Source organism: Cupriavidus necator, assembly GCF_016127575.1.
GTDB lineage: Bacteria > Pseudomonadota > Gammaproteobacteria > Burkholderiales > Burkholderiaceae > Cupriavidus > Cupriavidus necator_D.
Genome location: NZ_CP066018.1, coordinates 1774204 through 1786381, shown reverse-complemented (window position 1 = coordinate 1786381; position 12178 = coordinate 1774204). Strand labels below are relative to the sequence as shown.

At 61.2% G+C, this 12178-nt stretch carries 4 protein-coding genes, 3 tRNA genes and 3 rRNA genes; 4 read left to right on the top strand and 6 right to left on the bottom strand.

What is annotated here, in order from left to right; genetic code table 11:
* Positions 1-48 precede the first annotated feature (48 nt).
* The 6 genes from I6H87_RS08265 to I6H87_RS08240 all read right to left on the bottom strand — a co-directional run bounded on the left by I6H87_RS08265 (position 49) and on the right by I6H87_RS08240 (position 5587).
* Positions 49-134, bottom strand: a tRNA-Tyr gene (locus tag I6H87_RS08265).
* Positions 135-425: 291 nt separating this feature from the next.
* Positions 426-538, bottom strand: a 5S ribosomal RNA gene (gene rrf / locus I6H87_RS08260).
* 113 nt (positions 539-651) lie between these two features.
* Positions 652-3532 (bottom strand): 23S ribosomal RNA (locus I6H87_RS08255).
* Positions 3533-3828: 296 nt separating this feature from the next.
* A tRNA-Ala gene (locus I6H87_RS08250) sits at positions 3829-3904 on the bottom strand.
* Between the two features lie 12 nt (positions 3905-3916).
* A tRNA-Ile gene (locus I6H87_RS08245) sits at positions 3917-3993 on the bottom strand.
* Between the two features lie 62 nt (positions 3994-4055).
* Positions 4056-5587 (bottom strand): 16S ribosomal RNA (locus I6H87_RS08240).
* The 16S, 23S and 5S rRNA genes sit together here with 3 tRNA genes alongside, the layout of an rRNA operon.
* Positions 5588-6201: 614 nt before the next feature.
* On the opposite strand from I6H87_RS08240, the gene I6H87_RS08235 reads away from it, so the two are divergent.
* The 4 genes from I6H87_RS08235 to I6H87_RS08220 all read left to right on the top strand — a co-directional run bounded on the left by I6H87_RS08235 (position 6202) and on the right by I6H87_RS08220 (position 12118).
* Positions 6202-7875 carry an AMP-binding protein gene (locus I6H87_RS08235; RefSeq protein WP_011616165.1) on the top strand — a complete coding sequence of 558 codons (1674 nt, stop codon included), beginning with the start codon at positions 6202-6204 and terminating at the stop codon, positions 7873-7875.
* Positions 7876-7915: 40 nt separating this feature from the next.
* Positions 7916-8302 (top strand): DUF488 domain-containing protein, encoded by a 387-nt coding sequence (locus I6H87_RS08230; protein WP_010813475.1) that lies wholly within the window; start codon positions 7916-7918, stop codon positions 8300-8302.
* Positions 8303-8359: 57 nt separating this feature from the next.
* The gene (locus I6H87_RS08225; protein WP_011616166.1) at positions 8360-9604 is read left to right on the top strand and encodes a nucleoside recognition domain-containing protein; all 1245 of its coding nucleotides are present in this window, start codon (positions 8360-8362) and stop codon (positions 9602-9604) included.
* Between the two features lie 396 nt (positions 9605-10000).
* Positions 10001-12118 (top strand): FUSC family protein, encoded by a 2118-nt coding sequence (locus I6H87_RS08220; protein WP_011616167.1) that lies wholly within the window; start codon positions 10001-10003, stop codon positions 12116-12118.
* Positions 12119-12178: the final 60 nt, after the last annotated feature.

The following is a 12178-nucleotide window of genomic DNA, read 5'->3' as shown; positions in this document are numbered from 1 at the left end:
GTTCTTTCCTGCTTCTTCACCGGCACTGCCGGCTGCTGTCTTGCATTCTGGTGGAGAGGGCTGGATTCGAACCAGCGTAGGCGTAAGCCAACAGATTTACAGTCTGCCCCCTTTAGCCACTCGGGCACCTCTCCGCAGAGAACTATCGATTATGGGGCTTCTCACCTTGCCTGTCAAGCACTTTCCGTTGCGGATGTTGTACTTGACCAGACCAGGGAAGGCGTTCCAGCATGGCGCTTGAACCGCCTGATCGCTCCCACAAGCGCAGTTTAGATTTCTGCGTTCTCACCCTATAGGGGCTTTCCAGCGTCGCTCCTGGAGGCTCTGAGGCCGCCTGGCAGGCCCCGCGAGGCCGCTCGCCACCACGAGCCGGAAAAGACAAAACCCCTCGCAGCACACGCTGTCGAGGGGTTTTGGGAATAAGAGCCTGGCGATGACCTACTTTCACACGGGAATCCGCACTATCATCGGCGCGGAGCTGTTTCACGGACCTGTTCGGGATGGGAAGGGGTGGTTCCAGCTCGCTATGGTCACCAGGCATGAGGGGTTGCAGCGCTGAGGTTGAGGTCAACGCTGCGAATAGGGATGTAGTTGGGGTTGTGCGTATCTGGCACAAGGCGATCGACTCACCAGGCAAAACACACTGGTTATAGGATCAAGCCTTACGGGCAATTAGTACTGGTTAGCTTAACGCATTACTGCGCTTCCACACCCAGCCTATCAACGTCCTGGTCTCGAACGACCCTTCAAGGCGGTCAAGCCGCCAGGGAATCCTCATCTTCAGGCGAGTTTCCCGCTTAGATGCTTTCAGCGGTTATCTCTTCCGTACATAGCTACCCTGCGATGCCTCTGGCGAGACAACAGGTACACCAGCGGTACGTCCACTCCGGTCCTCTCGTACTAGGAGCAGCCCCCGTCAAGATTCCAACGCCCACGGCAGATAGGGACCAAACTGTCTCACGACGTTTTAAACCCAGCTCACGTACCTCTTTAAATGGCGAACAGCCATACCCTTGGGACCGGCTACAGCCCCAGGATGAGATGAGCCGACATCGAGGTGCCAAACACCGCCGTCGATATGAACTCTTGGGCGGTATCAGCCTGTTATCCCCAGAGTACCTTTTATCCGTTGAGCGATGGCCCTTCCATTCAGAACCACCGGATCACTATGTCCTGCTTTCGCACCTGCTCGACTTGTCGGTCTCGCAGTTAAGCACGCTTTTGCCATTGCACTTTAGGTACGATGTCCGACCGTACCAAGCGTACCTTCGAACTCCTCCGTTACACTTTGGGAGGAGACCGCCCCAGTCAAACTGCCTACCATGCACTGTCCCCGACCCGGATTCACGGGTCAAGGTTAGAACCTCAAACAAACCAGGGTGGTATTTCAAGGACGGCTCCACGTGAACTAGCGTCCACGCTTCAAAGCCTCCCACCTATCCTACACAGATCGGTTCAAAGTCCAATGCAAAGCTACAGTAAAGGTTCATGGGGTCTTTCCGTCTAGCCGCGGGGAGATTGCATCATCACAAACACTTCAACTTCGCTGAGTCTCGGGAGGAGACAGTGTGGCCATCGTTACGCCATTCGTGCAGGTCGGAACTTACCCGACAAGGAATTTCGCTACCTTAGGACCGTTATAGTTACGGCCGCCGTTTACCGGGACTTCAATCAAGAGCTTGCACCCCATCATTTAATCTTCCGGCACCGGGCAGGCGTCACACCCTATACGTCCACTTTCGTGTTTGCAGAGTGCTGTGTTTTTATTAAACAGTCGCAGCCACCATTTTATTGCAACCCCTTCACCCTTCTGGCGCAGGCCAGTCAAGCTACCAGGGCGTACCTTATCCCGAAGTTACGGTACCAATTTGCCGAGTTCCTTCTCCCGAGTTCTCTCAAGCGCCTTAGAATACTCATCTCGCCCACCTGTGTCGGTTTGCGGTACGGTCTCGTATGACTGAAGCTTAGAGGCTTTTCTTGGAACCACTTCCAATTGCTTCGCAGCACTAGGCCGCTCGCCCCGCATCCTTGAATCCCGCGCCCGGATTTGCCTGAGCGCCTTCTCCAATGCAGGGACCGGGACTTCCAACACCCGGACAACCTTCCGCGATCCGTCCCCCCATCGCATCATACGACGGTGCAGGAATATTAACCTGCTTCCCATCAGCTACGCATCTCTGCCTCGCCTTAGGGGCCGACTCACCCTACGCCGATGAACGTTGCGTAGGAAACCTTGGGCTTACGGCGAGGGGGCCTTTCACCCCCTTTATCGCTACTCATGTCAGCATTCGCACTTCTGATACCTCCAGCATCCTTTACAAGACACCTTCACAGGCTTACAGAACGCTCTCCTACCACGCACATTGCTGTGCGTCCGCAGCTTCGGTATATAGCTTAGCCCCGTTACATCTTCCGCGCAGGACGACTCGATCAGTGAGCTATTACGCTTTCTTTAAAGGGTGGCTGCTTCTAAGCCAACCTCCTGACTGTTTTAGCCTTCCCACTTCGTTTCCCACTTAGCTATATTTGGGGACCTTAGCTGGCGGTCTGGGTTGTTTCCCTCTTGACACCGGACGTTAGCACCCGATGTCTGTCTCCCGTGATTGCACTCTTCGGTATTCGGAGTTTGCTATGGCGGGGTAATCAGCAATAGACCCCCCAACCATGACAGTGCTCTACCCCCGAAGGTGAGACACGAGGCACTACCTAAATAGTTTTCGGAGAGAACCAGCTATTTCCAGATTTGTTTAGCCTTTCACCCCTATCCACAGCTCATCCCCTAACTTTTCAACGTTAGTGGGTTCGGTCCTCCAGTACGTGTTACCGCACCTTCAACCTGGCCATGGATAGATCATCTGGTTTCGGGTCTACACCCAGCGACTCAACGCCCTGTTCGGACTCGCTTTCGCTACGCCTTCCCTAATCGGTTAAGCTTGCCACTGAATGTAAGTCGCTGACCCATTATACAAAAGGTACGCCGTCACCCCTTACGAGGCTCCGACTGTTTGTATGCATGCGGTTTCAGGATCTATTTCACTCCCCTCCCGGGGTTCTTTTCGCCTTTCCCTCACGGTACTGGTTCACTATCGGTCGATCACGAGTATTTAGCCTTGGAGGATGGTCCCCCCATCTTCAGACAGGATTTCACGTGTCCCGCCCTACTTGTCGTACACCTAGTTCCACAATCGTGTTTTCGCATACAGGGCTATCACCTGCTAGGGCCGGGCTTTCCATCCCGTTCTGCTAACACCACTGCTAAAGAGTACAAGGCTCTTCCCATTTCGTTCGCCACTACTTTGGGAATCTCGGTTGATTTCTGTTCCTGCAGCTACTTAGATGTTTCAGTTCGCCGCGTTCGCTTCCCACACCTATGGATTCAGTGTGGGATGACCCATTCGGGCCGGGTTTCCCCATTCGGACATCTCCGGATCAAAGCTTGTTTGCCAGCTCCCCGAAGCTTTTCGCAGGCTACCGCGTCCTTCATCGCCTGTGATCGCCAAGGCATCCACCACATGCACTTGTTCGCTTGACCCTATAACGAGTGTGTCTCGATTGCTCGAAACCTCGCTACAGGATGAGTTCTCGCATTTGTGCCGTATTCCAAGTCATCTTTCGATCACTTAAATACATTTTGGTTGATACAATCACAACCCGGTATCGCGTCTTGTACTGCAGCGTCTCATCAACGCTCGCGCGACACCTTTACTACATCCCATATTTTTAAAGAACAGCCGATCTTGCGATCGCTTGGCAATGCCAAATGGAAACACTCGCCACTCATCGTCGCGATGCGCTTTCATTTGACAACCAATCCAAGGTACCAGGCAGTGGTGGAGGATGACGGGATCGAACCGACGACCCCCTGCTTGCAAAGCAGGTGCTCTCCCAGCTGAGCTAATCCCCCTTCCGGATAACTTGGTGGGTCTGGTAGGACTTGAACCTACGACCCCCGCCTTATCAAGACGGTGCTCTAACCACCTGAGCTACAGACCCTTGGCTGTAACAGCAAACAAACCGATAAGTGTGAACGCTAGGCTTGAGACACAAGCCTCTAGAAAGGAGGTGATCCAGCCGCACCTTCCGATACGGCTACCTTGTTACGACTTCACCCCAGTCATGAACCCTGCCGTGGTAATCGCCCTCCTTGCGGTTAGGCTAACTACTTCTGGCAAAACCCACTCCCATGGTGTGACGGGCGGTGTGTACAAGACCCGGGAACGTATTCACCGCGGCATGCTGATCCGCGATTACTAGCGATTCCAGCTTCACGTAGTCGAGTTGCAGACTACGATCCGGACTACGATGCGTTTTCTGGGATTAGCTCCCCCTCGCGGGTTGGCAACCCTCTGTACGCACCATTGTATGACGTGTGAAGCCCTACCCATAAGGGCCATGAGGACTTGACGTCATCCCCACCTTCCTCCGGTTTGTCACCGGCAGTCTCTCTAGAGTGCCCTTTCGTAGCAACTAGAGACAAGGGTTGCGCTCGTTGCGGGACTTAACCCAACATCTCACGACACGAGCTGACGACAGCCATGCAGCACCTGTGTCCACTTTCCCTTTCGGGCACCTAATGCATCTCTGCTTCGTTAGTGGCATGTCAAGGGTAGGTAAGGTTTTTCGCGTTGCATCGAATTAATCCACATCATCCACCGCTTGTGCGGGTCCCCGTCAATTCCTTTGAGTTTTAATCTTGCGACCGTACTCCCCAGGCGGTCAACTTCACGCGTTAGCTACGTTACTGAAGAAATGAATCCCCAACAACTAGTTGACATCGTTTAGGGCGTGGACTACCAGGGTATCTAATCCTGTTTGCTCCCCACGCTTTCGTGCATGAGCGTCAGTGACGTCCCAGGGGGCTGCCTTCGCCATCGGTATTCCTCCACATCTCTACGCATTTCACTGCTACACGTGGAATTCTACCCCCCTCTGACATACTCTAGCCTTGCAGTCACAAGCGCCATTCCCAAGTTGAGCTCGGGGATTTCACGCCTGTCTTACAAAACCGCCTGCGCACGCTTTACGCCCAGTAATTCCGATTAACGCTCGCACCCTACGTATTACCGCGGCTGCTGGCACGTAGTTAGCCGGTGCTTATTCTTCCGGTACCGTCATCGACCCCGGGTATTAACCAGAGCCATTTCTTTCCGGACAAAAGTGCTTTACAACCCGAAGGCCTTCTTCACACACGCGGCATTGCTGGATCAGGGTTGCCCCCATTGTCCAAAATTCCCCACTGCTGCCTCCCGTAGGAGTCTGGGCCGTGTCTCAGTCCCAGTGTGGCTGATCGTCCTCTCAGACCAGCTACTGATCGTCGCCTTGGTAGGCTTTTACCCCACCAACTAGCTAATCAGACATCGGCCGCTCCTGTAGCGCGAGGCCTTGCGGTCCCCCGCTTTCACCCTCAGGTCGTATGCGGTATTAGCTAATCTTTCGACTAGTTATCCCCCACTACAGGGCACGTTCCGATGTATTACTCACCCGTTCGCCACTCGCCACCAGGCCGAAGCCCGTGCTGCCGTTCGACTTGCATGTGTAAGGCATGCCGCCAGCGTTCAATCTGAGCCAGGATCAAACTCTTCAGTTCAATCTCTGTGTGGACCCGAAGGTCCTCGCTCTTTCGAGCGGTCGCTCACTCTCAGAAAACTGACTGACCAGATCCGAAGATCCAGTCACGTTTTGCTGTGCGAGCACTGTATAACTTGTGAAGCAACACTGTCCGAAGACAGCGGCGTCCGCTACCCAGCGCCCACACTTATCGGTTGTTTGGTTGTTAAAGAACTTCGCCGCCGGCTTTGCCGTTCAGCGCCGCTGCGTTGTCTGCAGCAGAGAAACGAGATTATGCAGAGCTTTCTTCGTTTCGTCAACCGTTTCAGCATCTTTTTTCGCTGCGGTCAGCGCTGCAAACTTCGCTGCGCCAACCATCCCGGTCGACCCCGCAACCCTTGCTGCGTCTGCTTTGCAGCGCTGCGTTGTGTTGCGAGGGGGCGAATATTAAGGGACGCAGGACCGACTGGCAAGCGATTTCGCGAAATAATTCGAACCCCCCGTAAAAGCGGCGCACGAGGCTCAAATGTCGCGGTGGTGACAGCATCCAGCGGCGCCTCGGCTTAAGCTGAGACCGTGGGCGTCGGCCCAACCCGAGACGTCCTCTTTATATATAGACGTCGAATGCCAAGCAGAGCAGTTGAAGGAGACAAGATGACCCGACCCGTGACGCCCGGCCTCTCCGTGGTCGCCGGCAGCACCGACATCCCCCTGTCTGATGAGACGATTCCGGCATTGCTGGCGCGCACGGTCGCCGCAAACCCGGGCGCCCCGGCCGTGGTGTTCCGCGAGCATGGTGTGCGCTGGAGCTGGGCGGAGTTCAGCGACCAGGTCGATCGCCTGGCCAGCGGCCTGCTCCGGCGCGGGATCCAGCCGGGCGACCGGGTCGGCATCTGGGCGCCGAACCGGCCCGAGTGGCTGGTGACCCAGTTCGCCACCGCTCGTATCGGCGCCATCCTGGTCAATATCAATCCGGCCTACCGCCGGGCGGAGCTGGAATATGCGCTGAACAAGGCCGGCGTGCGCATGCTGATCACGGCCGCGCGTTTCAAGGCCAGCGACTACCTGGCCACCCTCCAGGCGCTGGCGCCGGAACTGGCCGAGGCCGAGCCGGGGGCGCTGCGCTCCGCCCGGCTGCCCCGGCTGCAGTGGGTGATCCGCATGGGAGGCGAGGCGACGCCCGGCATGCTCAATTACGATGCACTGCTGGCCGAACCCGATACTGTGCGCCTGGACGCGGTGACCGCGACGCTCTCCGCGCTCGACGCCATCAATATCCAGTTCACCAGCGGCACCACCGGCAACCCCAAGGGCGCCACCCTGACGCATCACAACGTGGTCAATAACGGCCGCTTTGTCGCCATAGCGATGCGACTTGGCGACAGTGACGTACTGTGCATCCCGGTGCCGCTCTATCACTGCTTCGGCATGGTGCTGTCGGTGCTGGCCTGCGTCTCGGTCGGCGCCTGCATGGTGTTCCCGGGCGAGGCCTTCGATCCGCTCGCGACCATGCAGGCGGCCAGCGAGGAACGCTGCACCGCCCTGCATGGCGTGCCGACCATGTTTATCGCCCAGCTGGACCATCCGGAGTTCAGCCGCTTCGACTTCTCGGCCCTGCGCACCGGCATCATGGCCGGCGCCCCCTGCCCGATCGAGGTCATGAAACGCGTGGTGGCGGACATGCATATGTCGGAGGTCACCATTGCCTATGGCATGACCGAGACCAGCCCGGTCTCGTTCCAGAGCGCCACCGACGATCCGCTGGACAAGCGCGTCGCCACTGTCGGCCGGGTGCAGCCGCACCTGGAATGCAAGGTGGTCGACGCCCTCGGCGAGGTCGTGCCGACCGGCGCCACCGGCGAGCTTTGCACCCGCGGCTATTCCGTGATGCAAGGCTACTGGGAAGACGACGAGCGCACCCGCGAGGCCATCCGCGACGGCTGGATGCACACCGGCGACCTTGCCACCATTGACGACGAGGGCTACTGCAACATCGTCGGCCGGGTCAAGGACATGCTGATCCGCGGCGGCGAGAACATCTACCCGCGCGAGATCGAGGAATTCCTGTTCCGCCATCCCAAGGTGCAGGCGGTGCAGGTCTTTGGCGTGCCTGACCAGAAGTACGGCGAGGAGGTCTGCGCCTGGATCGTGCTCAAACCCGGCCAGAGCGCCACCGAGGAAGAGATCCGGAAGTTCTGCCGCGATCAGATCGCCCACTACAAGATTCCGCGCTATATCCGCTTTGTCTCGGAAATGCCGATGACTGTGACGGGCAAGGTGCAGAAGTTTGTCATGCGCGACACCATGATTCATGATCTGGGACTTTAGCCGGACGCACATGCGTCGGCAGACATGAGCGGGATCCCCCATGACCATCCGAATCGTAAGACTGGGCACGCCGCGCGCGGACGATGAAGGCCTGCGCATCGGCACTGTGCGCCGGCCGCCGCGGGGCGTGCCCAAATCCGAGTTTGCCAGCCGCGATTTCTACGATGTCTGGTATCCCGTGCTGTCGCCATCGCCCGAGCTGGTGGCCCAGGCGCTGCAGGCCACCGATGACAAGCAATGGCGGGCGTTCGTGCGGCACTTCCGCAAGGAAATGGCCGAGCCGGACGCCAGCCGCACGCTCGACCTGCTGGCGGCGCTGTCGCACCAGACCAATTTCTCGGTAGGCTGCTACTGCGAGAACGAAGCGCACTGCCACCGCTCGATCCTGCGCGAGCTGCTGGCCGAACGCGGGGCCGTGATCGGCTGAGCTGCACGCCGTGCCGGGAATCTCCCCGGCTTTGATTTCCCCCCTTCCCGCATTCCGATGGCCCTGAACGTTGTCTGGCTCGGTTTCTTCCTGATTTCCTTTGTCGCCGCCTGCGTCCGCCTGGCCAGCGGCGATCTCACCGTGTTCCCGGCGATGCTGGCGAGCCTGTTCGACAGTGCGCGCACGGCCTTCGAGATCGCGCTCGGCCTGGCCGGGGTGATGAGCCTGTGGCTCGGCATCATGCGCATCGGCGAGCGCGCCGGCGTGGTCGATGCCTTTGCCCGGCTGGTGAACCCGCTGCTGCGCCATTTCTTCCCCGGCGTGCCGCAGGGGCATCCGGCACAGGGGGCGATGATGATGAACGTGTCGGCCAACCTGCTCGGGCTGGACAATGCCGCCACGCCGCTCGGCCTGAATGCCATGCGCGAGCTGCAGACACTGAACCGGCGCCCAGACGTGGCCACCGATGCGCAGATCATGTTCATCGTGCTGAATACGGCCGGGCTGACGCTGATCCCGACCTCGGTGATCGCGATCCGGCAGGCCATTGCGGTCAAGCAAGGGCTGGCGGGTTTCAATGCGGCCGATATCTTCCTGCCGACGCTGCTGGCCACCGGCGGCTCATGCCTGGCCGGCCTGCTGGCGGTGGCGTGGGTGCAGCGGCTGAACCTGCTGCGCCCGGCCGTGCTGGTGGCGTTCGGGCTGGTCGCTGCGCTGCTGGGCGGGATGTTCGCCTGGCTGCGGCACGCGCCGCCGGAGCAGGTCGGCAGCGTGACGGCACTGGCCGGCGCCGGCTTCATCCTGTCGCTGATCACGCTGTTCCTGCTCTGCGGCGCGCTGCGGCGGGTCAATGTCTATGAAGCCTTTATCGATGGTGCCAAGGAAGGCTTTGGCGTCGCCGTGCAGATTATTCCCTACCTGGTGGCAATCCTCGTAGCCATCGGCCTGTTCCGGGCCACCGGCTGCATGGACGTGCTGATGGGCTGGCTGACGCTGGGCTTTGCCCAGCTGGGCATGAATACGGACTTCGTGCCGGCGCTGCCGGTCGGGCTGATGAAGATCCTGTCCGGCGCCGGCGCGCGCGGGCTGATGGTGGATGTGATGACGACCTATGGCGTGGACTCGTTCCAGGGACGGCTGGCGGCGATCATCCAGGGCTCGACCGAGACCACTTTCTATGTACTGGCGGTCTACTTCGGCAGCATCAATGTGCGCAATACGCGCCACGCACTGGGTTGTGCACTGGTGGCCGATGCTGCCGGGATCATGTGTGCCGTAGGTGCCGCATATCTGTTCCGCTAGGACATGGATGCTGGAAACCGGATTTTGTCGCATCGATACAACGCCATTGTGCGCAATGTCGGACATTGACACATGACCACTTGGTGCGTCGCAACAAATCATGTATATTGGAGTCTGTCTCCTCCACCACCTCGGTGGATTCCAACCCACGCACAACCTGCGTGGGTTTTTTTTTCGCCTTCGCGCCGAAGCGGTCACAACCCCTGTGCACGTTTGCGCCTGCTGGCGCAGCAATCGTGCTTGGATCCTCGCCACGGGGCTTGCTCGCGCCACCTTGGTGCGGCAACCTGATGCCGTGGCCGACAGGCCAGTTTTGTTGCAACGCAGCAAACGGTATCGTAGAGTGGTCTCACGACGGGCGCCCGACCGGGCAGGCCCGAGTGGATCCCGGCCCGCATGTTCGCCTCCGCCCTCCTTGCCCGCTACTGGCCTGACCCCGTCCTGCTCCGGCGCGGGATCATCTATGCACTGTCGTTCCTGGCCCTTGCCGGTATTGGCTGGCTGACCGGGGATGCAGGCTACCTGTGGTCGGCAACGGCCTCGATCTGGACCTGCCTGGCAGACCGGCAAGGCACGGCGTCGGCACGGCTATCCAGCCTGGGAGCGGTCGGCATTGGCGGGGCGGTAGCCAGCGCGCTGGGCGCGGCCGTCGCGCCTTCGCCCTGGCTGGCCGTACTGGTCGTGATGGCAGGAGGGCTTGCCGCAGGTCTGGCAGAGACGCGCGGCCCGGCCAGTGCGCTGGCGGCCAAGCTGCTCTATGTCGTGCTGGTGGCCGCGTGCCTGCAGCCTGCGGCCGGGCCTGAGCTCGCCGTGCAGGCCCTGCAAAGCGGGCTCGACTTCCTGCGCGGCGGCGTGTTCGCGTGCCTGGCTTGCCTGGCATTGATCCCGTCGACCCGCGACGACCGGCCACGCACCGAGATCGTGGCCGCATACGACGCGCTGGTCCGGCTCGCCACGGCACTCGCCGACACCCGCCACGGCAATGACCTCGCCACCTGCAAGCAGGACATCCGCAACCGCATCGAGGCTGCGCGCGGGGCCATCGAGGCCCGACGCAGCCTGCGCGACCCCAGCACGCTCCTGCACTATGGCTATGCCGTGGGTGTCGCCGACGCCCTGTTTGCGCTGCTGATCGTCGCGGGCGAGCTGCGCGAGCGCGCCGGCACCGCCCATGGCTTGCCGATGCAGCCGCCGTTGCGTCATATCGCACGCTGCATCGCCGACGCCCGCGAGCAAGTTGGCCAGGCCCTGGCGCGGCACGCGCCCGACCTGCCGGCATTGAGCGCGGCGCTGCGCCACGAACTGCGGCGCCTGACCGCGCCCGTGGCCAATGCCAGCGCCCCGCCCCCCTACCAGTCGGCACTATCCGCCCTGGCGCGCCATCCGGATTTCGACCGATGGCGCGCAAGCTTCCGCTGGCCGCGGCGCGGCATCGGGCACGGGCTGGCCCAGATGCTGCGCGGGCTGGCCGACCACGCCGCAGGCGATGCGCTGGCCACGCGCCACGCCCTGCGCCTGGCGCTGGCCGGCAGCCTCAGCCTGCTGCCGGCGCAGTGGTGGCGGCTGGACCATGGCTATTGGGTGGCGGTGACCGTGATCATGGTGCTCAGCCCCCAGTTGCAGACTACCCGGCAGGTTTCCGTGAAACGCTTTGCGGGCTCGCTGGCTGGCGCATTGTGCGCCTGTGTGATCGGCCTGCTCCAACCGGCGCCGGTGGTGGCGCTGGGCATCAGCGCGGCCTTCCTGGCCGGGGCCTATGCCAGCCGCCTTGCCGGGCAGCCCGGGGCGTTCGCGTTCTGCCTGACGCCGGCCGTGATCCTGTTCTCATGGGTGGGCGCGCCGGCCCTCGACAGCAGCCACTTTGCCGCGCTGCGCGGCATCGATACCGCGCTGGGCTGCCTGATCGCGCTGGCCACGTACTATGTGCTGGCACCGCGCGTGGAGATGTCGCGCGTGTTCCGCCATGCCGTCGACGCGGTGGCGGTCAACGCGGTCTACCTGCGAGCCGCCTTCGCGGCCAGCCGCGTGGCTGAGGCCGCGACGCCGCCTGCCGTGCCGCGGCTGGAAGCCTTACGCATTGCCGCCGGACGGGCTTCCACCCGCGCCGAACTCACGCTGGCACAGACCGCCGGCGCGCTGGCGCCGGACTATACCGGGGCCTACCAGCGCGTGCATGCGAGCGCACGCCGCATGGCCGCGCTGGCCGGCGTGGTGCGAGCCGGGGTGGAGTCGGGCGTTTTCACGCTTCCCGCCGGGGCTGAAGTGCGCGCACTCCTGACGCAGCTGGAAGCCCAACTGGCCGAGCTGGCGATGCGGCCGGGCCTGGCAGACGCTGCCGGCGACACCGAGCGGCCCGCGCTGCCACCCGCTGGCGCGCTCGACGCCTTCCTGGCGGAACAGGCCGACTACGCCGCCGCGCATATCGCCGCCGCCCATGCCGCGGTGGCGGACCTGCGCACGCTGGGCGCGGCCGCGCGCAAGCCGCCGGTGCGCCGGCGGGCGCACAGCGGCTGAGAGGCATCAAGAAAGAAGCTTGCCGGCCCGGCCAGCGTAACGGCCGGGCTTTACGGAACG

Coding starts and splice junctions, on each gene's coding strand:
- I6H87_RS08225 (WP_011616166.1), top strand. CDS start 8,360: ATGGCCCTGAACGTTGTCTGGCTCGGTTTCTTCCTGATTTCCTTTGTC.
- I6H87_RS08235 (WP_011616165.1), top strand. CDS start 6,202: ATGACCCGACCCGTGACGCCCGGCCTCTCCGTGGTCGCCGGCAGCACC.
- I6H87_RS08230 (WP_010813475.1), top strand. CDS start 7,916: ATGACCATCCGAATCGTAAGACTGGGCACGCCGCGCGCGGACGATGAA.
- I6H87_RS08220 (WP_011616167.1), top strand. CDS start 10,001: ATGTTCGCCTCCGCCCTCCTTGCCCGCTACTGGCCTGACCCCGTCCTG.